The sequence below is a fragment of the Aeromonas dhakensis genome (genome assembly GCF_000820305.1).
GTDB lineage: Bacteria > Pseudomonadota > Gammaproteobacteria > Enterobacterales > Aeromonadaceae > Aeromonas > Aeromonas dhakensis.
The window spans coordinates 193156-215179 of the sequence record NZ_CDBH01000029.1 but is presented as its reverse complement, the minus strand read 5'-3'; the positions used below and the strand labels follow the sequence as shown (position 1 = coordinate 215179).

21 protein-coding genes are annotated in these 22024 nt (G+C 63.0%); 5 read left to right on the top strand and 16 right to left on the bottom strand.

Annotated features, from left to right (window positions below; translation table 11 throughout):
* Window positions 1-51: 51 nt before the first annotated feature.
* The 4 genes from BN1143_RS07065 to cydH all read right to left on the bottom strand — a co-directional run bounded on the left by BN1143_RS07065 (window position 52) and on the right by cydH (window position 3443).
* Window positions 52-1332 (bottom strand): sigma 54-interacting transcriptional regulator, encoded by a 1281-nt coding sequence (locus BN1143_RS07065; RefSeq protein WP_017779308.1) that lies wholly within the window; start codon window positions 1330-1332, stop codon window positions 52-54.
* A complete protein-coding gene (locus tag BN1143_RS07060; protein WP_017764803.1) occupies window positions 1329-1844 on the bottom strand; it encodes a hypothetical protein in 516 nt (171 codons plus the stop codon). The genes BN1143_RS07065 and BN1143_RS07060 overlap by 4 nt, the downstream gene beginning before the upstream one ends.
* An 8-nt stretch (window positions 1845-1852) precedes the next feature.
* Window positions 1853-3253 (bottom strand): sensor histidine kinase, encoded by a 1401-nt coding sequence (locus BN1143_RS07055; RefSeq protein WP_024942116.1) that lies wholly within the window; start codon window positions 3251-3253, stop codon window positions 1853-1855.
* Window positions 3254-3350: 97 nt separating this feature from the next.
* Window positions 3351-3443: a cytochrome bd-I oxidase subunit CydH gene (cydH, locus tag BN1143_RS22340; protein WP_005306410.1), complete on the bottom strand. Its 93-nt coding sequence runs from the start codon at window positions 3441-3443 to the stop codon at window positions 3351-3353.
* 129 nt (window positions 3444-3572) lie between these two features.
* Here cydH and BN1143_RS07050 point away from each other — a divergent pair, with 129 nt between their 5' ends.
* The gene (locus tag BN1143_RS07050) at window positions 3573-4076 is read left to right on the top strand and encodes a 2-amino-4-hydroxy-6-hydroxymethyldihydropteridine diphosphokinase (protein WP_005306412.1); all 504 of its coding nucleotides are present in this window, start codon (window positions 3573-3575) and stop codon (window positions 4074-4076) included.
* Between the two features lie 3 nt (window positions 4077-4079).
* On the opposite strand, the gene BN1143_RS07045 is transcribed toward BN1143_RS07050, so the two are convergent.
* A complete protein-coding gene (locus BN1143_RS07045; RefSeq protein WP_042050116.1) occupies window positions 4080-4784 on the bottom strand; it encodes an SDR family oxidoreductase in 705 nt (234 codons plus the stop codon).
* A 116-nt stretch (window positions 4785-4900) separates the two neighbouring features.
* Between BN1143_RS07045 and BN1143_RS07040 the strand changes: the two genes are divergently transcribed.
* Window positions 4901-5305 (top strand): CBS domain-containing protein, encoded by a 405-nt coding sequence (locus BN1143_RS07040; RefSeq protein ID WP_042050115.1) that lies wholly within the window; start codon window positions 4901-4903, stop codon window positions 5303-5305.
* Here BN1143_RS07040 and BN1143_RS07035 read toward each other — a convergent pair.
* The gene (locus BN1143_RS07035) at window positions 5302-5838 is read right to left on the bottom strand and encodes a DUF2301 domain-containing membrane protein (RefSeq protein WP_042050114.1); all 537 of its coding nucleotides are present in this window, start codon (window positions 5836-5838) and stop codon (window positions 5302-5304) included. The two genes, BN1143_RS07040 and BN1143_RS07035, sit on opposite strands and share 4 nt — an antisense overlap.
* Window positions 5839-5924: 86 nt before the next feature.
* Here BN1143_RS07035 and BN1143_RS07030 point away from each other — a divergent pair, with 86 nt between their 5' ends.
* Window positions 5925-6689 (top strand): substrate-binding periplasmic protein, encoded by a 765-nt coding sequence (locus BN1143_RS07030; protein ID WP_042050113.1) that lies wholly within the window; start codon window positions 5925-5927, stop codon window positions 6687-6689.
* Between the two features lie 100 nt (window positions 6690-6789).
* Here BN1143_RS07030 and asnC read toward each other — a convergent pair whose 3' ends face one another.
* Window positions 6790-7251, bottom strand: coding sequence for a transcriptional regulator AsnC (gene asnC, locus BN1143_RS07025; protein ID WP_042050137.1), 462 nt, complete (start codon window positions 7249-7251; stop codon window positions 6790-6792).
* A gap of 153 nt (window positions 7252-7404) precedes the next feature.
* On the opposite strand from asnC, the gene asnA reads away from it, so the two are divergent.
* A complete protein-coding gene (gene asnA / locus BN1143_RS07020) occupies window positions 7405-8397 on the top strand; it encodes an aspartate--ammonia ligase (RefSeq protein ID WP_010635824.1) in 993 nt (330 codons plus the stop codon).
* Window positions 8398-8606: 209 nt separating this feature from the next.
* On the opposite strand, the gene BN1143_RS07015 is transcribed toward asnA, so the two are convergent.
* The 4 genes from BN1143_RS07015 to rluD all read right to left on the bottom strand — a co-directional run bounded on the left by BN1143_RS07015 (window position 8607) and on the right by rluD (window position 14073).
* Window positions 8607-9431, bottom strand: a complete 825-nt coding sequence (locus BN1143_RS07015) for an MBL fold metallo-hydrolase (protein WP_042050112.1) — start codon at window positions 9429-9431, stop codon at window positions 8607-8609.
* A 58-nt stretch (window positions 9432-9489) separates the two neighbouring features.
* The gene (gene clpB / locus BN1143_RS07010) at window positions 9490-12063 is read right to left on the bottom strand and encodes an ATP-dependent chaperone ClpB (RefSeq protein WP_010635822.1); all 2574 of its coding nucleotides are present in this window, start codon (window positions 12061-12063) and stop codon (window positions 9490-9492) included.
* A 173-nt stretch (window positions 12064-12236) separates the two neighbouring features.
* On the bottom strand, window positions 12237-12974 hold the full coding sequence (gene pgeF / locus BN1143_RS07005) for a peptidoglycan editing factor PgeF (RefSeq protein WP_042050111.1): 738 nt from the start codon (window positions 12972-12974) through the stop codon (window positions 12237-12239).
* Between the two features lie 118 nt (window positions 12975-13092).
* The gene (rluD, locus tag BN1143_RS07000; protein WP_010635820.1) at window positions 13093-14073 is read right to left on the bottom strand and encodes a 23S rRNA pseudouridine(1911/1915/1917) synthase RluD; all 981 of its coding nucleotides are present in this window, start codon (window positions 14071-14073) and stop codon (window positions 13093-13095) included.
* Window positions 14074-14190: 117 nt separating this feature from the next.
* Between rluD and BN1143_RS06995 the strand changes: the two genes are divergently transcribed.
* Window positions 14191-14946: an outer membrane protein assembly factor BamD gene (locus BN1143_RS06995; protein WP_005306434.1), complete on the top strand. Its 756-nt coding sequence runs from the start codon at window positions 14191-14193 to the stop codon at window positions 14944-14946.
* A 142-nt stretch (window positions 14947-15088) separates the two neighbouring features.
* On the opposite strand, the gene BN1143_RS06990 is transcribed toward BN1143_RS06995, so the two are convergent.
* The 5 genes from BN1143_RS06990 to pntB form a co-directional block, all read right to left on the bottom strand.
* Window positions 15089-16417 (bottom strand): CoA-disulfide reductase, encoded by a 1329-nt coding sequence (locus BN1143_RS06990; protein WP_042050110.1) that lies wholly within the window; start codon window positions 16415-16417, stop codon window positions 15089-15091.
* Between the two features lie 78 nt (window positions 16418-16495).
* Window positions 16496-17896: an L-cystine transporter gene (locus BN1143_RS06985; RefSeq protein ID WP_005306439.1), complete on the bottom strand. Its 1401-nt coding sequence runs from the start codon at window positions 17894-17896 to the stop codon at window positions 16496-16498.
* Window positions 17897-18062: 166 nt separating this feature from the next.
* Window positions 18063-19370 (bottom strand): L-cysteine desulfidase family protein, encoded by a 1308-nt coding sequence (locus BN1143_RS06980; RefSeq protein WP_042050136.1) that lies wholly within the window; start codon window positions 19368-19370, stop codon window positions 18063-18065.
* Window positions 19371-19685: 315 nt separating this feature from the next.
* Window positions 19686-20438, bottom strand: a complete 753-nt coding sequence (locus tag BN1143_RS06975; RefSeq protein WP_017781197.1) for a substrate-binding periplasmic protein — start codon at window positions 20436-20438, stop codon at window positions 19686-19688.
* Between the two features lie 96 nt (window positions 20439-20534).
* Window positions 20535-22019: a Re/Si-specific NAD(P)(+) transhydrogenase subunit beta gene (pntB, locus tag BN1143_RS06970; RefSeq protein WP_005306445.1), complete on the bottom strand. Its 1485-nt coding sequence runs from the start codon at window positions 22017-22019 to the stop codon at window positions 20535-20537.
* Window positions 22020-22024: the final 5 nt, after the last annotated feature.

Genomic DNA, 22024 nt, shown 5'->3' with positions numbered 1-22024 from the left:
GGTATGAAACCAGAGGGGCGGCCCGCCATCAACGGGCCGCCCCTCTGTCATTTATCCCTTCGACTTGAAGTTCGCCGCTTCTATGCCGTGCCGGTTCAACAGCTTGTAGAAGTCGGTGCGGTTTCTGCCCGCCATGCTGGCCGCCAGGGTGACATTGCCCTCGGTGGTGCGCAGCAGCCGGATCAGATACTCCTTCTCGAACTCGGCCCGCGCCTCGTTGAACGAGGGGATGCCACCACTGCCGCCACTCAGGGCAGACTCCACCATGGCGGCGCCGATCACCGGGCTGCAACAGAGGCTGGCCAGCTGCTCCACCACACTGTAGAGCTGGCGCACGTTGCCGGGCCAGGCCGCCGCCGCCAGCAGCGCCAGCGCCTCCGGCGAGAAGCCGAGGGCGGCGCATTCGCCGTGGCGGCTGCGATACTCGTCCAGCGCCTGCCTGGCCAGCAAGGGGATATCCTCGCTGCGGGCACTGAGGGGCGGCATTGTGATGTTGGCCACGTTGAGCCGATAGAAGAGGTCTTCCCGAAAGCGCCCCTCCTCCATCGCCGCCACCAGATCCTGATGGCTGGAGCTGATGACTCGCACCTCAGGCGTGCCTTGGCCGTACTCCTGCAATACCTGCAGCAGCTTGGCCTGCAGCGACTCCGACAGATCCCCTATCTCGTCGAGAAACAGGGTCGCCCCCTTGGCCTGCTCAAACAGGCCGGACTGGCCATCCTCGCCGAACAGCTGCAGATCCAGTGCCGCCCAGGGCAGCGCGGCACAGTTGATCACATACAGCGGCTGATCACGCCGACTGCTGGCCTGGTGCAGCGCCTGAGTCATCACCCCCTTGCCGGAACCGGAAGGGCCCATGATCAGCACCGGCACCTCCATGGTGGCGATGCTGCTGGCCTGGATCAGCAACTGCTCCATCTGCGGGTTGCGGGTCAGGATCAGCGACTGCCACTCCTGGCGCTGCTTTGGGCGCGTCAGGCTCAGCGCATGCTCTATGGTGGCGAACAGCTCGTCCTTGTCGATGGGCTTGGTCAGAAAACTGAATACCCCGGAGCGGGTCGCCTGAATGGCATCGGGAATGGTGCCGTGGGCGGTCATGATGATGACCGGCAGCCCCAGCCACTGGGACTGGATCCGCTCGAACAGCGCCAGCCCGTCCATGCCGGCCATACGCAAGTCGCTCAGCACCAGATCGGCCCGTTGCTGACGCAGCCGGTCCAGCGCCCCTTCGGCGCTGTCGGCGGTATCCACCTCATAACCCTGGCTGCGCAGACGCATGCTCATCAGCTTGAGCAGGCTGGCATCATCATCAACCAGCAGGATGCGACTCATTTCAGCGCCTCGCCGTTGCCGTTCAGCTTGCGCTGATTGAGCTGTTCATCGATGGCTGAGAGCTGTTCGATCTGGCGGCGCAGACGCTGCACCTCCTGACTCTGATCGTCACGCCGGCTGTCACGGGCCAGCAGCTCCTCGCCGAGGGCAATCCAGCTGCGCAGGAAGGCCTGGGCATCCAGGCCGAGCTCGGGCAGCAGGCTCTTGAGCTTGTCCAGACCGGCTCGCCGACTGGCCACCGATTCGGATGGGTGGGTGTTGACCATGGCCAGGCTGACCCGGCTCTCGAGGTCAGTTGCCCCCTTGAGGCGCTGGCGCTCCTGGGCCCGTTGCTGGGCATGGCTGGCCAGCAGCCAGTCCGAGTATTGCAGGCGCACCTGCATCTCCTTGTTGGCAAACTCCATCCGCTTGGCGAGGGCGAGATCCGGCGACGCCGCTGGGTCACGCGCTGGCAGCAGGGAACAGCCTGTGAGCAGGCTCATCATCAATACCGGAACAACACATTGTTTCATCTTGGGCTTCACTTCAACGTCAACCGGAAACAGACATCCGCCTGTTCATCTTCAACCAATACCAACTCGCCGCCAAGGCTCATCGCCGATTCCCGGGCGATGGAGAGCCCCATTCCGGAGCCTTTCAGCAAGCCCTGGCGCACAATACTGCCCTGCTCGAAGGGTTCGAAGATCCGCTCCCGTTCGGCCACGGGAATGGCGGGCCCCTCGTTGGCCACCTCCAGCCAGCTGCCGTTGTCATCCTGCCCGGCGCGGATCCAGATCTGCCCCCCCTTGGCGCCGTAGCTAACCGCATTGGAGAACAGATTATCGAGGATCAGCCGCAAGCGATATGGCTCCGCTTTCAGCGTGATCGGATCGGTCGGCAAGTGTACACTGATTTGTTTGGATTCCAGCGCCAGCCGGTATTCTGCAGATAATTCTGACAGCAGGGGCGCCAGCGCCACCGGCGTCAAAGTGAACACCTCCTGCTGGCTGAGCCGGTTGAAATCGAGCAGCCGCTCAATAAGGGTCTGCAGGCGCCGGCTGTTCTCCTCCAGCATCTGGCAGATCTCCTGCTGATCCTGGGTGAGCGGCCCTACAAGCTGCTCGGAGAGCAGATCCGCCCCCTCCCGCAGCACCGCCAGCGGGGTCTTCAGCTCGTGGGAAACGTGGCGCAGGAACTGGTATTTCTGCTGTTCCAGCTCCTTCAGTTTGTCGTGCAGCCAGCCGATCCGCTCCCCCAGCAGCACCAGTTCGGCCGGCCCGTCCACCGGTCGCTTGTCCGGCTCCACACCGGCCCCCAGACTCAAGATCCGCGACTCAATCTGACGCACGGGGTGGATGATCAGGTAGGTAAACAGCAATACCAGCAGCAGGCTGAGCACTGCCACGAAACCGCTGACCCACCAGATCTCGGTCATCAGGGCGGCGATGGTGGCCCGCACCTTGCTGACGTGATCGTCTACCTGACTGCGAGTGATGATCTCGAGCTGCTGGTTGGCCTCGTTGAACTCGTCAAACTTGGGGCTGTTTGATTCGGCCTTGGCACGGGCGAGATCCTGCAGGCTGTCGAGCCAGACGAGGGCCTGCTCGATGCCGCCATAGGCCTCGGCGTCAGGAATGGAACTCTGGTGGGCGGCCAGCTGGTCGCGGTAGCTCGCCAGCTGCTGCTGGTAGCTGGTCAGGATGCGCTCATCCCCGAGCACCGCATAACGGCGCAGGGTCCGCTCAAGATCGATGGCCTGGGTGGTCAGCAGAGTGGCCCGGCGGGTATCGCGCACCGCCCGCTCCAGCTCGTCGCTGGTCAACTGGCTGAGGTGGTCGAGGGCCTGGCTGTCATGCCAGATCATGCCGCCTAGCGGCATCAACACCAGGACGAACCCCATCAATACCACTTGCAGCAGGGAGCGTGGGCGTACCTTGGTCATCTTGTGCGGTCTCACTTCATCTGGGGTGGGTCAGCATATCCGCACTCCCCCAAAAAGCAAAACCGGCCAGAAGGCCGGTTCATGCTCTCTTCCGGGGTCATGCCAGACCCACGGATACCACACAGATAATCAGGATCATGGCCAACGCACCCGAGGCGGTCAGCAGTGCCCATTTCAGTTCCACACTCATGCAAATCTCCTTTCTTGCCAAGATGATAGAGCCTGATCACAACAGACAAACAGATGTTAATGCATAGTTAAGCCGATAACCGTGAGCTGTGTAAGAATTTCAGATGAGCCCTATCAAAGGACTGATGACATGTTCTATCTGTGTAGCATAGGGTCGAATCTTGACCCCCACCAGCATGTCGGCCAGGCGGTTGCCGAGCTGCTTGCCCACTTTGGCCGCCTGCGGCTCAGTTCGGTGATCCAGACCAAGCCGGTCGGCATGCATTCAAGCCATGACTTTCTCAACTGCCTGTTTGTCGCCGAGAGCGAGCTGGCCCAGCCCAGACTCAAGGCACACTTCGTCGCCATGGAGCTGGCCCACGGGCGGGATCGCAGCGATCCGCACTGCAAGGTACGGGACCGCCCGCTGGACATCGACATCCTGGCCAGCAGCGAGGACGACGACTTCTCCGCCGCCCGGGTTGACGCCTACCTCGACGAGCTGCTGGCAGAACTCTACGGCAAAGGAGAGGTGCACGACCCCAAGGTGACCCTGCCGCTGCACACCCGGCTGATGGCGGGCAAGGTGATCGAGGAGGGGCTGGTCGGCCTGGCCCCCGTCGCCCTGCAGCGCGACATGGCCATCCCCTGTTGATGGCTAGATGACGGCCAGACCGCGGCCACCATCCACCCGGATGCTGGCCCCGGTCATGTAGTCGTTCTGCATCAGCAACTGCACCGCCTGCCAGATGGGCGCCAGCCCCCCTTCCCGCGCCAGCGGCGTCTTCGCCAGCACCTGTTCACGCCACGCATCCCCATGCTCGTCGAGAAACAGAATGGGGCCAGGCTCTATGGTGTTGACCCGGATGGCCGGCGCCAGCTCGCGGGCAAAGCTCATGGCGAGCGAATGGGCCCCCGCCTTGGTGGCCACATAGCTAGCGAACTGGGGCGCCGGGGCGTGGATATAGATGTCGGTGATGTGGATAATGCTGGCGTTGGGATGGCGCGCCAGCTGAGGGGCCAGCGCCCGGTTGAGCTGGAAGGGGGCCGCCATGTGCACCCGGTAGAATTGCTCAAACTGGGCTAGCTGGGCCGCCGGCTCGCTCGCCTGCGGCTCAAAGGCCGAGGCGTTGTGGATCACCAGCGCCAGATCCGGCTGGGAGGCCAGCACCTCGATGAGCCGGCCCACCTCTTGCTCCCGGTTGAAGTCGGCCTGCACCAGCGTCACCCCCAGCGCCCGCAACCGCGCCAGCTCCGGTCGCTCGCTGCGATAGCTGCCGGTTACCTGCCAGCCTGCCGCCACCAGCTGTTCGCACAGATAGAAACCGAGCCGACGGCCACATCCTGTCACCAATGCACGCATAATCCCTCCTCTCTTATCCGCAGGAATGCCTATCGATCCCCACGGCACAAGCCATTGGCCGTTGCCGCCATCCGGCGGGCATAGTGGCCCTATCATCACCTTACGGAGCCATTTCCATGTTGCAGATCCGCGATTACATGAGCCGTCTGACCCACTCCCTCACCCCGCAGCTAGGCTTGGCCGAGGCGCTGGACCGACTGCATGACGCCGGCCTGAGCGGCCTGCCGGTGCTGGACCCGCAGCAGCGGCTGATCGGGTTTCTCTCCGAGCAGGATTGCATCCCCAGCCTGCTCACCGGCAGCTATCACTGCGATACCCGCACCCGGATCGAGGATCTGATGAGCCGGACACCGCTCTCGGTCAGCCCGGACGACAGCATACTGGAGCTGGCCCGCCAGATGACCGGGGCCAAACCCAAGGTCTATCCGGTGCTGGAGGGCAATCGGGTAATAGGCATCATCAGCCGCCGGCAGGTGATGCAGGTCCTCAACGCCCAGATGAAGGCCTGCCTGCCCACCTAAATCTGGTAACGCCCCTTGTCGCCGATATCGAAGTGCAGGGGCATCCGCCATTTTGCCAGCGCGAGCAGGCAGAGCAGCGCGCCGCACACCAGCGCCACCAGGGCGGCGGCCCAGCCGATGCCGGTCAGCTCCAGCAGCCACAACAGGGGTAGCAGCAGGGGCACCGCCCTGATCCCCGGAATAGCGAAGCAGAACTGCTCCTTGAAGGCCAGCCCCGCCAGCGTGGCAAGGGCCGCTCCCAGCACCAGCACACCCGGCGCCCCGCTCGCACTGAGCAACAGGGCGCCCCAGCCCAATCCCTGCAGCAAGAAGCGAATGCGCTTGTCATAGACATGCAGGCACAGGCCGCATACCCCGCTGGCCACGGCCAGCGCCGTCAGCCACTGTGCCGGCGTCAAAAAATCCTGCCCGATCAGCAAGCTTGCCCCTCGACACAGCAGCAGCAAGGCTGCCAGACTCAAGCCCAGGCGATAGAGGCAGACTGACAGCCTGTCGATGCCGTCCAGCTCGCTTTCAATTTCAGGGTTTGCCATATACAGTCGCCTCTACTTATCAGGGGCAACCCAATATACTGGTATCAGGCGCCAAATAATCTTCAAATGGGTTCAGGAGAGGTAGTTTGCGTGTAATCCACCTGCTTTGGCTACTGTTCCCGCTCAGCCCCTTTGCCAGGGAGCTGATCGTCTGTGGCACGATGGAACCCCCGCTCAAATACCTCGATGCCGCTCAGCAGTCCAGAGGGCTCGATGTCGACATCGTCACCGCCATCTTTGGCAGACTCAAGATCCCCATCAAGATCGAACTGGCCGATTCCGGTGCCCGTCTCACCCGCAACGCAGAAACCGGTGTTTGCGATCTGGTGATGACCCACTCCTACAAGGCGGAGCGGGAACGCTACCTCATCTACCCCCAGCAGGCCCATATCCGCCACAGCTGGCACTTTTTCGTGCGCAAGGCCGACCTGCTGAAGATCCGCTACGAGACGCTGGCCGACCTCAAATCCTGGCGCATCGGGGTGACCAAGGATTTCTCCTACACCCCCGAGCTGGCCGCCGCCCTCACCGATCCCTCCTATCACTTCCAGGAGATCACCATGAACCAGCTGCAGCTGCGCAAGCTGCTGGCCGGACGGATCGATACGGTCCCCATGCCTTTGGTCACCGCCTTCGCCCAGATCAGGGAGGAGGGACTGGAGGGCAAGCTCGACTACCTGCCCAAACCGCTCAAGAGCAGCCCCTACTTCAACACCTGGGCCCGCGCCCGCGCCGACCAGAATACCCCGGCCCAGATGGCGGCCTACGACGCCGAGCTGCTGCGCATGAAACGCGACGGCCGGCTCAAGGCCCTCTACGACAAGTACGGCATCCCCTATATCGAACCCTGATCGGCCGGTCAGGGCTTCATATCCCGCAGACTCGTGTTCTGCAACAAGACAAGCGTCTCGCACGGGAGTGGATCTCTACATCCCTCTCATGCAACCCGGCTCAAGGTTTTACATCCCGCAGGATCGGGTTCTGCAGCGAGATCAGCGTCTCGGTGGACTGTATCTCGTCGATGGTCTGGATCTTGTGGATCAGCACGGTCTGCAACTCGTCGATGGAGCGGGTCATCACCTTCATGAAGATGCTGTAGTGGCCCGTGGTGTAGTAAGCCTCCACCACCTCGTCCAGCGCCTGCAGCTTGGTCAGCGCCGAGGGGTAATCCTTGGCGCTCTTCAGGTTGATGCCGATAAAGCAGCAGACGTCGTAGCCCAGCTTCTTGGGGTTCACCTGCACCCGCGTTCCCTCGATGATGCCCGCCTGCTTCATCTTCTCCACCCGCACATGGATGGTACCCGGGCTGACCAGCAGTTGTTTGGCCAGCTCGGCGTAAGGCAGCCGTGCATTCTCCATCAGGGCGGTGAGGATGGCCTGATCGAGATTATCGATCCGATAATTTTCCGACACTTTTTTGCACTCCCTTTGATGATTCATCATTAATCATCCGTATATTTTGAAGAAAAAAACACACAAAGCCTATTTATAATATAGAATATTGAATTTAGTTGGCGATCTGTTGAAGAATCCTCACATCCAACGGGTTCAAGACAGGTATTCAGCATGAAACAGCACTACATTCGCAGCCAGCAACAGATCAGCTTCGTCAAAGAGATGTTCTCCCGCCAACTCGCCCAGCAACTGGGTCTGATGGAGGTACAAGCCCCCATCCTGAGCCGGGTCGGTGATGGCACTCAAGACAACCTCTCTGGCCACGAGAATGCGGTGCAGGTCAAGGTGAAGACTCTGCCGCAGCACAGCTACGAAGTGGTGCACTCACTGGCCAAATGGAAGCGCCAGACCCTGGGCCGCTTTGGCTTCGGTCCGGGCGAAGGCATCTACACCCACATGAAGGCACTGCGTCCGGACGAGGATCGCCTCACCCCCATCCACTCCGTCTACGTGGATCAGTGGGACTGGGAGAAGGTGATGCCGAGCGAGCGCCGCGATCTGGCCTACCTGCAGGAGACGGTGCGTGGCATCTGGGCCGCCATCAAGGCCACCGAGCGCGCGGTCTGTGCCGAACATGAGCTGACCCCCTTCCTGCCGGCCGAAATCCAGTTCGTGCACAGCGAAGAGCTGCTGACCCGCTACCCGGATCTCGACGCCAAGGGGCGCGAGCGGGCCATCGCCAAGGAGCTGGGTGCCGTGTTCCTGATCGGTATCGGCGGTGCCCTCTCCCACGGCGAGCGCCACGACGTGCGTGCCCCGGACTACGACGACTGGAGCAGCCACAGCGAGCTGGGCCTGGCAGGTCTGAACGGCGATATCCTGGTGTGGAACCCGGTGCTGCAGGACAGTTTCGAGATCTCCTCCATGGGGATCCGCGTCGACGCCGAGGCGCTGCGCCGTCAGCTCGCCATCACAGGTGACGAGGATCGCCTGCAGTACGACTGGCACCAGGATCTGCTGGCCGCGCGGATGCCGCAAACCATCGGCGGCGGCATCGGTCAATCCCGTCTGGCCATGCTGCTGCTGCAAAAAGAGCACATAGGTCAGGTCCAGGTCGGCGTCTGGCCGGCCGAGATGAAGGCCGCCGTGCAAGGCATGCTGTAACGAATGAAGGCCAGGCCGGCGCGATCGCCACCGGCATGGCAACAGGCAAGTGGCCATCGGGGTTGAGCGAGCGCAACCCCGGCAGGCTGTAAGAGGCAAGACCGGCAGCGGCCTTGCTTCGCCATCGGGGGCTTGCCCCTGCGACCCGCTCAACCCACGTCAGGTCGCTTCACTACATTCCTCCCGGCAATCTTCGGATTGCCGTTTTTTTACGCCGAAAACCGGTATTCGAAACCGGCTCCGATCTGGCACTGGCGCGGCAAATCCGCTTTCCTGCTGCCGGTGCAGTGGCAGGCAAACAGCTTCTCCACCGCCTCCTCCTGCAGATAGGCGCCAAGCGCCGCCGCCCGCTGCGGACCGGAAAACTTCAGGTGCAGACCGCCGATGACGGCGTGGATCCGCTCATCGCCACACACCTCCCTGGCCCATTCGATGATGTTCTCGGTCCCAGCGTGACCACAGCCGATAAAGACGATCAGCCCCTGTTCGCTCTTGTAGGCCAGCGCCGAGTCGTCGCTGATGAGGTCTTTCTCCACTCGTCCGTCCCGCATGATGTAGCCAAGCAGCGAGGGGGCGGCCCGCTCGCGCCGCGCTATGCTGCCGAGGAACACCAGACGCTCCGAGAGCCACACCGGCTCGGCCGAGCAGTGGGAGAGCAAGCCTCTGGCCGCCAGCGACTCCCGCTCCAGCACTCCCGACAGGCGATAGAGGTTGCGCCGCCAGAAGGGAAGCGGCAGGAAGTAGCCCCGCTCGCAGAACACGTCCGGACAGGCGATGAGAGGAATGGGAGTCGGATAGACGGGCAGCGAGCCTACCCCGCCCACATGGTCGTAGTGACCGTGAGAGAGCACCACATGGGTGAGCGAGGCGAGATCGATCCCCATCACGGCGGCGTTGTGGCGCAGCGCCCGGCCACGGCCGCTGTCGAACAGCACCCTGAGGCCGTCGCACTCCAGCAGCAACGACAGCCCCTTCTCGGGCAGACAGCCAGGCAGATGGACATCGTCATCCACCAGTACGGAAAAGGTGAGCATGCAATTACCCCTCAAAAAAAACGCAGGCTCGGGGCCTGCGTTTTTATCAGCGATCCAGTTATTGGGTCATGGTGAGGCCGTTGCTGTCGGCCCCCAGCAACAGTTTCTTGCCGGGGACGATGCGGCCGGAGAGCAGCGCCTGCGCCAGCGGGTTCTCCACCTTGTGCTGGATCGCCCGCTTGAGGGGACGCGCCCCGTAGACGGGGTCGAACCCGGCGTGCACCAGCTTGTTCAGCAGCGCTTCGCTCACCTCCACCTCGTAGCCCTGGGCCTCCAGCCGGCTCATCAGGCTCTTGAGCTGGATGCGGGCGATGGACTTGATGTGCTCCTCGCCGAGCGGGTGGAACACCACTGTCTCGTCGATCCGGTTGATGAACTCCGGCCGGAAACTGCGTGCCAGCACCTCCATCAACATGGCTTTCATCTCGTCGTAATCCTTCTCGGAGTGGTGCTCCTGAATCAGATCCGACCCCAGGTTGGAGGTCATGATGACCACGGTGTTGCGGAAGTCCACGGTACGACCCTGACCATCGGTCAGGCGGCCGTCATCCAGCACCTGCAGCAGGATGTTGAACACATCGGGGTGGGCCTTCTCCACCTCGTCCAGCAGGATCACCGAGTAGGGGCGACGACGCACCGCCTCGGTCAGATAACCGCCCTCCTCGTAACCCACGTAGCCGGGAGGCGCCCCCACCAGACGGGCCACGCTGTGTTTCTCCATGAACTCGGACATGTCGATCCGCACCATGGCATCCTGGGTATCGAACAGGAACTCGGCCAGCGCCTTGCACAGCTCGGTCTTGCCCACCCCGGTGGGCCCGAGGAACAGGAAAGAGCCGATGGGGCGGTTCGGGTCGGAGAGACCTGCACGGGAGCGACGAATGGCGTTGGAGACCGCTTCGACCGCCTCCTCCTGGCCGATCACCCGACTGTGCAGCTGATCTTCCATCCGCAGCAGCTTCTCGCGCTCCCCTTCCAGCATGCGGGCCACCGGAATACCGGTCCAGCGTGCCAGCACGTCTGCGATCTCCACGTCGGTGACCCGGTTGCGCAGCAGGCTTGTCTCCTGCATCTCGGCCTGGGTAGCGAGATCCAGCTGTTTCTCCAGCTCCGGAATGCGGCCGTACTGCAGCTCGGACATGCGGCCCAAGTCCCCTGCGCGGCGCGCCACGTCGAGATCCTGACGGGCCTGTTCCAGCGCCGCCTTGATGTGCTGGGTGCCGGCGAGGGCGGCCTTCTCGGCCTTCCACACCTCTTCCAGCTCATTGTATTCCCGATCTTTTTCACCGATCTCCTGGTTGATGAGCTCGAGCCGTTTGCGGCTGGCGTCGTCATCCTCCTTCATCAGCGCCTGCTGCTCCAGCTTCAGCTGGATGATACGCCGCTCGAGCCGGTCGAGGGACTCGGGCTTGGAGTCGATCTGCAGCCGGATGCTGGCCGCCGCCTCATCGATGAGGTCGATGGCCTTGTCCGGCAGCTGGCGATCCGCGATGTAGCGGTGCGACAGCTGGGCCGCCGCCACGATGGCGGGGTCGGTGATCTGCACGTGGTGGTGCAGCTCGTAGCGCTCCTTCAGGCCGCGCAGGATGGCGATGGTATCCTCCACGCTCGGCTCTTCCACCAGCACCTTCTGGAAGCGGCGCTCCAGCGCGGCATCCTTCTCGATGAACTGGCGATATTCATCGAGCGTGGTAGCCCCGACGCAGTGCAATTCGCCCCGCGCCAGCGCCGGTTTGAGCATGTTGCCCGCGTCCATGGCCCCCTCGCCCTTGCCGGCGCCGACCATGGTGTGCAGCTCGTCGATGAAGAGGATGACGTTGCCCTCCTCCTTGGCCAGATCGTTCAGCACCGCCTTGAGCCGTTCCTCGAACTCGCCGCGATACTTGGCACCGGCCACCAGGGCCCCCATGTCCAAGGAGAGCACCCGCTTGTTCTTGAGCCCCTCCGGCACCTCGCCGTTGATGATACGCTGGGCCAGCCCCTCGACGATGGCGGTCTTGCCGACGCCGGGAGCCCCGATCAGCACCGGGTTGTTCTTGGTACGGCGTTGCAGCACCTGGATGGTGCGGCGAATTTCGTCATCCCGCCCGATCACCGGGTCGAGCTTGCCGATCTCGGCCCGTTCGGTCAGATCGATGGTGTATTTTTCCAGCGCCTGACGATTCTCCTCGGCGTTGGCATCCTCCACCTTCTTGCCGCCACGCACCTTGTCGATGGCCGCTTCGAGTTTCTCCTTGGTCAGCCCCTGGGCACGCAGCAGCTCGCCCAGCGTCCCCTTCTCGTCGAGGGCCGCCAGCACGAACAGTTCGGAGGAGATGAACTGATCCTTGCGCTGCTGGGCCAGCTTGTCGCAGACGTTGAGCAGCCGGCCGAGGCCGTTGGAGAGCTGCACGTCCCCCTCCACGCCGCTGACACGCGGCAGGCGGTCGAGTTCTTCACCCAGACGCGAACGCAGGGCATTGATGTCCAGCCCGGTCAGGGTCAACAACGGGCGAATGGAGCCGCCATCCTGATTGACCAGGGCGGTCATCAGGTGAACGGGTTCGATGAATTGGTGGTCACGACCCAGCGCAAGAGACTGGGCATCGGAAATAGCAATCTGGAATTTGCTGGTCAGGCGATCGAGGCGCATTGCACTCCCCCTTCAAACAGGCAGACGCCGCTTGCGCGGCAAACAACATAACTTTCTGAGATGAAAGATGAGGCCCGTACGGACTATTTCAAGGGGTGAGGCTGGTTATTTTTTCTGCAGATGCTGGCGTGAGGGGATCACGGCCCCTTGGCAAACAAGGGGCCGCTCAGTGTTTATTCGGCCAGCCAGATGATGGAGGCCATACGGCCGGTCTGGCCGTCGCGACGATAAGAGTAGAACTGCTCGCTGTCGCTGAAGGTGCAGTGCTCGCCGCCATATACGGCGGTAATGCCGGCGCGGGCGAGGCGCAGGCGGGCCAGCTGGTAGATGTCCGCCAGCCACTTGCCTTCGTTGGGCGAAGCCACAAACGCTGCCTCTGCTGCAGCCTGCTCCGCCATAAAGGCCCCGCGCACCTCGCCACCCACCTCGAAGGCCTGCGGACCGATGGCCGGGCCAAGCCAGGCCAGGATCTCGCCCGGCTCGCAACCCATGGCGGCGATGCTCGCTTCCAGCACGCCCCCCTGCAGCCCGCGCCAACCGGCGTGAGCGGCGGCCACCACGGTGCCGGCCCGATCGCAGAACAGCACAGGCAGGCAGTCGGCGGTCATCACGATGCAGGCCTGCCCCGCGTCTCGGGCACAGGCGGCATCCGCATCCGGCGCGCAGCCATAGTCGCTGCTGACACCATGCACCGCAGTGCCGTGCACCTGGTTGAGCCAGTTGAGGGGCCCAGGGATGGCGGCCGCCTGCTGCAGCCGGGCCCGGTTGGCCTCGACCCTGGCCGGTTCGTCCCCCACGTGGGCCCCCAGGTTGAGGCCGGCAAAGACCCCCTCGCTGACGCCGCCGTCACGGGTGGTCGACAGGGCTCTGACTTTGGCCGGGGCCGGCCAGTCGGGTTCGATCCATTTCATCTGTGGCTCCTTTCCTTCATATAAAACGGGGCCCCTTGGCTGCAACCAGTCAAGGGGCCCCATATCAGGTCATGCAGGGCAGGTTACGGCAGGAATCGTCGCAGAGCCGCCCTCTTCATCAGTTCCAGACCAGATCGTCCGGATTGGCCAGGGTATCAGCCCGCAGCACTTCCATCAGATCCAGCATGTCCTGCGGCGTCGGCGAGTGCCACTGCATCACCTCACCGGTGATGGGGTGCGCCAGCTGCAGCATGGTGGCGTGCAGCGCCTGGCGATGGAAGTTGCGCAGGGCTTCGGTCAGCTCGGGGATGGCGTTGCGCAGCGGACGCAGACGACCGCCGTAGGCCGGATCACCCACCAGCGGGTGCTTGATGTGGGCCATGTGCACACGGATCTGGTGGGTACGACCGGTTTCCAGCCGCAGCCGCAGCCGGGTGTGGCCGCGGAACTTCTCGTGCACCCGGTAGTGGGTCACGGAGGGACGGCCATTGGGCACCACGGCCATGTGGGTACGCTGGGTCGGGTGACGGCCGATGGGGGCATCGACGGTGCCGCCGGCGGTCATGTGACCGATGGCGATCGCTTCGTACTCACGGGTGATCTGGCGCGCCTGCAGCGCTTCCACCAGATGGGTCTGGGCCGGCACAGTCTTGGCGACCACCATCAGACCTGTGGTGTCTTTATCCAGACGGTGCACGATACCGGCGCGGGGCACTTCGGCGATGTCCGGGTAGCGGTGCAGCAGGGCGTTGAGGATGGTGCCATCGGGCGTACCGGCGCCCGGGTGAACCACCAGGCCGGCCGGCTTGTCGATCACCAGAATGTGTTCATCTTCGTAAACGATGTTGAGCTCGATATCCTGCGCATCGAAGCGGGTGTCATCTTCCAGCTCGACATCCACATGTACCTTCTGCCCGGCCAGCACCTTCTCGCGCGGGGTATTGGCAACCTGACCATCCAGGGTCACTCTGTCCTGTAAAATCCACTCCTTGATGCGGGTGCGGGAGTAGTCTGGAAACAATTCGGCCAGGGCCTGGTCGAGTCGCTGCCCGAATTGGTGATCCTGGAATTCGCCTGTCAGTTCAATATGCTGGCTCATGTATGGTCTCTTGAGCGGGGGGTATCAATTCGAAATAATCCGGGTATTCTAGCTTTTCTTTTAGCCAAGCATAACGGATACTTTGCCAATTTCGTGGAAATGGACCGGATGTTGTTGATGGGAAAGAAGTCTCACCTGCTGATGTCACTCGCCTTGGTCGCTACCTTGATCACAGGCTGTTCCAGCACCAAACCCAAGGTACCGGACGAACCGCCGGAGACCCTGTACCAGAAAGCACGCGTCAAGCTGGATGCCGGTAACTACCTGAATGCTATCGAGTTACTGGAAGCGCTGGATTCTCGCTATCCTTTCGGTGCCTACTCCAACCAGGTTCAGCTCGACCTCATTTACGCCTACTACAAGCAGGATGACACTGCCCAGGCGATCGCCAATATCGACCGTTTTATCCGCCTCAACCCGGCGCATAAAAATATCGATTACGTCTTCTATATGCGCGGTCTGACCAACATGGCCGGCGATTACAACTTCTTCCAGGACTTCCTGGGCATCGATCGGGACGACAAAGACCCCTCCTATGCCCGTCAGGCCTTCCAGGATTTCAAGACCCTGTTGCAGAACTACCCCAACAGCGTCTACGCCGCCGATGCTCGTGCCCGCATGATCGGTCTGAAGAACCGGCTCGCCCGCTACGACCTGAGCGTGGCCGAGTACTATGTGAAGCGTGATGCGCTGATCGCCGCCGCCAACCGGGCCAAGCTAATCGTCGAGACCTATCCCGACACGGCCGAAACCGAGAAGGCGCTGGAGATCATGATCAACTCCTACGACACCCTGAAGATGCCGACCCTGGCCCAGCATGCCCGCGAAGTGCTGGCCAAGAACTACCCGGACAATCGTCTCGGTCGCAGCTGATCGCTTGCTGCACCATGAAAAACCGGAGCCTTGGCTCCGGTTTTTTTATGAGCGCTGTTCATGAACGACATGCCCCTTTACCCCCCCGTGCCGGCGGCATGGGGAAAGACGGCACACATCAGCCACGCCGTCATGCCTTGTATTACTTGGCGACGTTGCCCGCCACGTTGAGCACATCCCAGGTGCGGGAGAAGGGCGGCGCGTAGGCAAAGTCCAGTATGCCGAGCTGCTCCGTGGTCACCCCCATGGTGATGGCGACCGCCAGCGCATCGATGCGGTGCACCGCCCCCTTGCGCCCGAGGATCTGGCCACCCAGCAGCCGCTTGCTGCCCGCCTCGTAGACCAGCTTGACGTGGATGTCGGACTGGCCCGGGCAGTAGTTGGTGTGGCACTTGTCCTTGATCACCACGGTACGATAATCGAGGCCCATCGCCTTGGCCTCCTGCTCGGAGAGGCCGGTACGGCCCGCCTCCAGCCCCAGCACCTTGAGTGCCGCAGAGCCGAGGGTGCCCGGGAATTCCTGCTCGGCGCCCGCCAGGTTCTCGCCCACCATGCGCCCCAGCTTGTTGGCGATAGTGGCGAGAGGCACATAGACCTGCTGCTGCTTCACGCTGTGCCAGACGCTGGCACAGTCACCGGCCGACCAGACGTTGGCCAGCGAACTGCGGCCCTGCCGGTCCACCTTGATGGCGCCGTTGCCGAGCCGCTCGATGCCGGTATCGGCCAGAAACTCGGTGTTGGGTTTGACCCCGGTGCAGACCACCACGATGTCGGCCTCGTACTCGCCATGGCTGGTACACACACCGGTCACCCGGCCCTCCCCCAGCAGGGCTTCGACCCGCTCGCCGAGATGAAGGGAGACCCCCTGCTCGCGCAGCTCGGTCTCGATATGCTGGGTGATTTCGCTGTCGAACGCCTCCGGGATGACCCGCTCCGCCAGCTCGATCAGGCGCACCTCCTTGCCCTGATGGACCAGCGCCTCGACCACCTCCAGCCCGATAAAGCCGGAGCCGATCACCAGGGCTCGGCGGTTGGCCTTTTCCTGCACGGCGGCCTTGAGGGCCAGCCCATCGGCCATCCGGCGCAGACCGAATACCCCTTCCTGCTGCAGGCCGGGGATGGGGGGCATCACTTCGCGGGCGCCGGTGGCGATCATCAGCCGATCGTAACGATCGGTGAAGGTGTCGCCGTTGTGCTCGACGGTCAGCGTCTGCGCGGCAGCATCCAGGCCCAGCACCCGGTGGCCGGTCTTGACCTCGATCCCCTTGGCGGCGAACTGCTCCGGGGTGAACTCGGCCATGTAGCTGGGCTCCTGAAACTCGTCGCCGACGAAATAGGGCAGACCGCAGGCACCGAAGGAGATCACCTCGGACGCCTCATACACCACGATTTCGGCATCAATGGCCAGTCGGCGCGCCTTGGCGGCTGCACTCATGCCGGCGGCTTCGCCACCGATGATCACGATTCTCATACTTGCTCCTGTCAATGACGCAGGGAGGGCATGCCCTCCCTGTGGTTGATGGCGGAAGGGATCCCCTCCCGCGGCGGATCAGATGGTGGACTCTTCGCCGTCCAGACAGACTTCCTGCTCGCTGTTGAACACCGCCATGTCGGTCTCCCCCAGCAGACGGCTGGTGACGGTACCGGCGGTGATGGAGCCGGAGACGTTCAACGCGGTACGGCCCATGTCGATCAGCGGCTCGATGGAGATGAGCAGACCGGCCAGCGCCACCGGGAAGTCCAGCGCGGAGAGCACGATCAGCGCGGCAAAAGTGGCGCCGCCACCAATGCCGGCCACCCCGAAGGAGCTGACGGTGATGATGGCGATCAGGGTCATGATGAAGGCCGGGTCCATAGGATTGACCCCCACGGTCGGCGCAATCATGACCGCCAGCATGGCCGGATAGATACCGGCGCAGCCGTTCTGGCCGATGGTCGAACCGAACGAGGCGGCGAAGTTGGCGATCCCCTCAGGAATGCCGAGCGCCTTGGTCTGGGTCTGCACGTTCATCGGGATGGAACCCGCGCTGGTGCGGGAGGTGAAGGCAAAGGCCAGCACCGGCATGATCTTCTTCAGGAAGCGGGCCGGGTTGATGCCCACCAGCGCCACCAGCAGCAGGTGCACGGCGAACATGATGGCGATGGCACCGTAGGAGGCCAGCACGAAGTTGAGCAGGTTGATGATGTCGGCGTAGTTGGAGCCGGACACCACCTTGGTCATCAGCGCCAGCACACCGTAGGGGGTGAGGCGCAGCACCAGGGTCACCATCCGCATCACGATGACGTGGGCCACCTGCATGAAGTGGCCGAAACTCGCGAAGATCTCCGGCTTCTTGCGGGCGATGCCGGTGGCGGAGAGGCCGATGAAGATTGAGAAGATCACCACGGCGATGGTGGAGGTCTTGCGCGCCCCCGTCATGTCGAGGAAGGGGTTGGCCGGGATGAACTCCAGCACCATCTTGGCAAAGGACATGCTCTCGACGCTGCCGAGGGTGGTCTGCAAGGCCGCCCCGCGGGCGGTTTCGGCGGCGCCGGCGGTGAGCCCCTCGGCGGTCAGACCGAACAGGTTGGACATCAGGATGCCCGCCCCGGCGGCGATCATGGTGGTGAAGATCAGTACCCCTATGGTCATGGCGCTGATCTTGCCAAGGGCGGTGCCACCGTTGAGCTTGAGGATGGCCCCTATGATGGAGACCATGATGAGCGGGATGATGATCATCTGCAGCAGCTTCACGTAGCCGCTGCCGACGATATCCAGGTAGTCGCCGGTCTGCACCAGCACGTCGGAACCGGCCCCGTAGAGCAGCTGCAGAGCGGCGCCGAACAGGATGCCCAGCCCCAGCCCCGAGAAGACCCGGCGGGTGAAGCTGACGTGGGTCTGCTGCAACCGATAGAGAAACAGCAGCAACATGGCCAGGATGGCCAGATTACCTATAACGCTAAGAGTCATGACGATATTCCCCAAAATGATCGGGCCAGGCCCGAAGTGTGCGGACGAGTGCCCGGTACGCACTCCTCCCTGAAACCTGCCGCGTCGTGGCGGCGTGCCCCCCGGTGTGGCCGGGGTGGCGTCAGCTGGCAGAAAAACGGAGGGTGGCCTGCGCCACCCTCTTGCATCACTCGGCCTTGCCTTGTTGCTTGGCCCGCATGATGTTGATGATCTCGATATCGGTATCCAGCATCCCCTGCTTGGAGAGGCGGCCCAGGTTGGCGATGGTCTGATCCACGTCGTCGGAGACGATGCCTTCGCTCTGGGGGACCCGCAGATTGTTGATGGCCATCAGCGAGGATTTCACCGCCGCCGAGGTCGAGGTAGAGACCTTCATGGAACAGGCGCTGCCGGCACCGTCGCAGATGATACCGGAAACGTCGCCAATCATGTTGTTGATGCAGTGACTAATTTGCTCGAACTGACCGCCCAGCAGCCAGGTGATGGCGGCCCCCGCCCCCATGGCGGCGGTGCTGGCGGCACAGAGGGCCGACAGCTTGTTCTGGTAGGTCTTGATGTAGATGGCGACCAGGTGGCTCATCACCAGCGCCCGGGTCAGCTGCTCGTCGCTCGCCTGCAGGAAGCGGGCGGCGGCGACCACCGGCATGGTCGCGGCAATGCCCTGGTTGCCGGAGCCTGAATTGGACATGGCGGGCAGCATGGCACCATCCATCCGCGCGTCGGAGGCGGCGGAAGAGAGGCGCATGGCCAGGGTCATCAGGTCATCGGAGAGCAGCTTGCGCTCCACCTGCTCGGTGAGGATCTTGCCGATGCGCAGGCCATACCCCTGCAGCCCTTCGTCCGCCAGCGCCTGGTTCATGGTGGCCGCCTCGCGGATGAAGTCGATCTCGGCCAGCGGCACCTGCAGGGCGAACTCCACGATCTCGCGCAGGGTCATGGCGGGCTTGCTGGCAGGCGCGGCCTGGATCTGCACGCCGGGGGCGCTGTCCTGCGCCATCAGCACCTCGCCATCGCGCTCCATCAGGATGATGCGGGTGTGGTCGGTACAGATCACCACCCGGGCGCTGTGGCCCTCTACCTCTGCCAGCACCTCGGCGTAGAGCACGTCCGGCACATCCTTCACGTCCACCTTGATGGCGGACAGCAGCGCCTTGGCGGCTTCAACCTGATCCGGCGTGAGGGTCTTGAGCACCTCCAGCCCGGCATCCGGGTTGCCGCCGGTGATGCCGACGGCGGCCGCCACCGGCAGCCCTATCATGCCGGTGCCCGGCACCCCGACCCCCATGCCGTTCTTGAACAGGTTGCCGCTGACCCAGACGCTGACGCGGGTCGGCACCTGCCCCAGCAGCTTGCGGCAGTTGGCCGCCGCCAGCGCCACCGACATGGGCTCGGTGCAGCCAAGGGCCGGCACCACTTCACGCTTGAGCAGGGTAATAAAGTCGGTCCATTGTGCGTTCATTGCGATGTGTCTCATGTTCATGGTGCCCGCATGGGGGCGTGTATTGTGCAGTCCGGCCCGCCGTGCAACGGCGGAGCGACATATAACCAGTATGGCGGGAGATGCCGGGCTGGCGGCAGCCGAATGAGGGCCGCGCCTATGATCGGAGCCGCTGTGGCGCTGGGCAATCCGATCAACTTTTGGTAACTCTAAAGCAATAGGACTCAAATAAAATTGAGCCGACTCGCTTTTTGCGCAGGCATTATGCCCCACTGGCGGTGAAGTGCCACAAAATGTGAACAGGCGCACAACAGGGTGATAGCGGCCCGGTACCGCCGGTTCAAGACGGGGTCAGAGCCCGTAGCGGGTCAGCAGGGCCTGATACTCGGGGGTCTGCTTGAAGGCCTTGAGGGCGAGGGAGAACTGATAGGCCAGCCGTTCGTTGCCGGGCCTGTGGGTAAAGGCGAGAAAGTTGCGGTTGCTCTCGGTCACCATCTTTTCGCTGTGACCTACCTGATCCTGCAGACCCTGCCCCTTGAGCAGGTAACGGCCCACTATCTGGTTCATCACCACCGCATCCAGCCGGCCGGCCATCATCAGGTGCAGCTGCTTGATCATGTTGCTCTCCCCGGTCATGGGCACCCGGGTGAACAGGGCCGAGGTCAGGAAGGGCTCGCCATAGGCGTAATCTGCCTGGGTGCCGATACGCAGCCCCTTGAGGCTCTCCAGGCTCTGATAGTCGACAGGCTTGCTGAAGGGGAAGAAGATCACTTCGCCGCTCTGGGAGAGGGGTTCATCCGGATAGTGCAGCCACTCCAGCCGCCGCTCCTCGAAGAAGACGTCGACCACGGCATCGCCGCGCTGGAACCTGGCCTCCTGCAGCACCCGCTTCCAGGGCAGCACCTTGACCGTGGTCTGGTAGCCCATCCGTTTGAGCACGGTGCGGGCCAGCTCAAGATCGGCACCACCCAGACTGCCGTCGTCGAGGCGCATCACATAAGGCGGCCACAGTTCGGTGAGCAGAGTCAGGGTCGGCGGCTCGGCGGCCTGCACCAGGCTCCCCCACCAGAGACAAAACAGGATCCATCCTTTCCGCCACACCATGCCGCGCTCTCCCTCTGTGCATTGGCTGAGGATATACCAAAAAGTAAGTAATAAAAAAGGAGGCCGCAGCCTCCTTTTTGCTTTCCTCTCCGGCGCTTACAGCGCTTTCAGGATGGCCTCGACGCTGGCCTTGGCATCGCCGAACAGCATCTGGGTGTTCTCTTTGAAGAACAGCGGGTTCTGCACACCGGCATAGCCAGTGTTCATGGAACGCTTGAAGCCGATGACGTTCTGCGCCTTCCACACTTCCAGCACCGGCATGCCGGCGATGGGGCTGCCCGGATCTTCCATGGCAGCCGGGTTGACGGTGTCGTTGGCACCGATCACCAGCACGGTATCGGTATCGCTGAAGTCTTCGTTGATCTCGTCCATTTCCAGCACGATGTCGTACGGGACTTTCGCTTCCGCCAGCAGCACGTTCATGTGGCCAGGCAGACGACCGGCAACCGGGTGGATACCGAAGCGCACCTTGACGCCGCGATCACGCAGCTTCTGGGTGATCTCGGCCACCGGATACTGGGCCTGCGCCACCGCCATGCCGTAGCCCGGGGTGATGATGACGGAGCTGGAGTTTTTCAGCAGCTCGGCCACGTCTTCGGCACTGGTCTCGCGGTATTCGCCCATCTCCTGGTCGGCCGTGGAGGCCACACCGTCGGAGCCGAAGCCACCGGCGATCACGGAGATGAAGGAGCGGTTCATCGCCTTGCACATGATGTAGGAGAGGATCGCACCGGAAGAACCCACCAGGGCACCGGTGACGATCAGCAGGTCGTTGGAGAGCATGAAGCCCGCCGCCGCTGCCGCCCAACCGGAGTAGGAGTTCAGCATGGAGACCACCACCGGCATGTCGGCGCCGCCGATGGAGGCAACCAGGTGCCAGCCGAAGGCGAAGGCGATCAGGGTCATCACCAGCAGGGCGAAGGTGGAGCCACCGGCGTTGACGAAGTGGATCATCAGCGCGATGGAGACCACCACGGCCAGCAGGTTCAGCTTGTGGCGGTGCGGCAGCATCAGCGGCTTGGAAGAGATCAGGCCACGCAGCTTGCCGAACGCCACCACGGAACCGGTGAAGGTCACCGCACCGATGAAGACGCCCAGGAACACTTCCACCAGGTGGATGTTCAGCATGGCGCCGGTCAGGTGCTCGACCTGGGCGACGCTGTTGGCCTGTTCGAAGGCGGCGCGGGCCGCAGCCAGAGTGGCATCCAGGTTGGAACCGACAGAGACCACCACTTCAGCCGGAGCAGACGGGTGCAGATCGATGAAGCTGTTGAAGCCCACCAGCACGGCCGCCATACCCACGAAGCTGTGCAGCACGGCCACCAGCTCGGGCATTTCGGTCATCTCGACCTTGAGCGCCAGACGCACGCCGATGGCACCGCCGATCACCATGGCCAGGATGATCCAGTGAACGCCACTGGTTTCCGGGTTGAATACGGTGGCGAGCAGGGCGATGGCCATACCCGCGATACCGAACAGGTTGCCATGTTTGGCCGTCTCTTGCTTCGACAGTCCCGCGAGACTGAGGATGAAGAGCACGGCGGCAACGATATAGGATGCTGTTACCAGTCCTTGAGACACGTTAA

Coding starts and splice junctions, on each gene's coding strand:
- BN1143_RS07065 (WP_017779308.1), bottom strand. CDS start 1,332: ATGAGTCGCATCCTGCTGGTTGATGATGATGCCAGCCTGCTCAAGCTG.
- BN1143_RS07060 (WP_017764803.1), bottom strand. CDS start 1,844: ATGAAACAATGTGTTGTTCCGGTATTGATGATGAGCCTGCTCACAGGC.
- BN1143_RS07055 (WP_024942116.1), bottom strand. CDS start 3,253: ATGACCAAGGTACGCCCACGCTCCCTGCTGCAAGTGGTATTGATGGGG.
- cydH (WP_005306410.1), bottom strand. CDS start 3,443: ATGAGTGTGGAACTGAAATGGGCACTGCTGACCGCCTCGGGTGCGTTG.
- BN1143_RS07050 (WP_005306412.1), top strand. CDS start 3,573: ATGTTCTATCTGTGTAGCATAGGGTCGAATCTTGACCCCCACCAGCAT.
- BN1143_RS07045 (WP_042050116.1), bottom strand. CDS start 4,784: ATGCGTGCATTGGTGACAGGATGTGGCCGTCGGCTCGGTTTCTATCTG.
- BN1143_RS07040 (WP_042050115.1), top strand. CDS start 4,901: ATGTTGCAGATCCGCGATTACATGAGCCGTCTGACCCACTCCCTCACC.
- BN1143_RS07035 (WP_042050114.1), bottom strand. CDS start 5,838: ATGGCAAACCCTGAAATTGAAAGCGAGCTGGACGGCATCGACAGGCTG.
- asnA (WP_010635824.1), top strand. CDS start 7,405: ATGAAACAGCACTACATTCGCAGCCAGCAACAGATCAGCTTCGTCAAA.
- BN1143_RS07015 (WP_042050112.1), bottom strand. CDS start 9,431: ATGCTCACCTTTTCCGTACTGGTGGATGACGATGTCCATCTGCCTGGC.
- clpB (WP_010635822.1), bottom strand. CDS start 12,063: ATGCGCCTCGATCGCCTGACCAGCAAATTCCAGATTGCTATTTCCGAT.
- pgeF (WP_042050111.1), bottom strand. CDS start 12,974: ATGAAATGGATCGAACCCGACTGGCCGGCCCCGGCCAAAGTCAGAGCC.
- rluD (WP_010635820.1), bottom strand. CDS start 14,073: ATGAGCCAGCATATTGAACTGACAGGCGAATTCCAGGATCACCAATTC.
- BN1143_RS06995 (WP_005306434.1), top strand. CDS start 14,191: ATGGGAAAGAAGTCTCACCTGCTGATGTCACTCGCCTTGGTCGCTACC.
- BN1143_RS06990 (WP_042050110.1), bottom strand. CDS start 16,417: ATGAGAATCGTGATCATCGGTGGCGAAGCCGCCGGCATGAGTGCAGCC.
- BN1143_RS06985 (WP_005306439.1), bottom strand. CDS start 17,896: ATGACTCTTAGCGTTATAGGTAATCTGGCCATCCTGGCCATGTTGCTG.
- BN1143_RS06980 (WP_042050136.1), bottom strand. CDS start 19,370: ATGAGACACATCGCAATGAACGCACAATGGACCGACTTTATTACCCTG.
- BN1143_RS06975 (WP_017781197.1), bottom strand. CDS start 20,438: ATGGTGTGGCGGAAAGGATGGATCCTGTTTTGTCTCTGGTGGGGGAGC.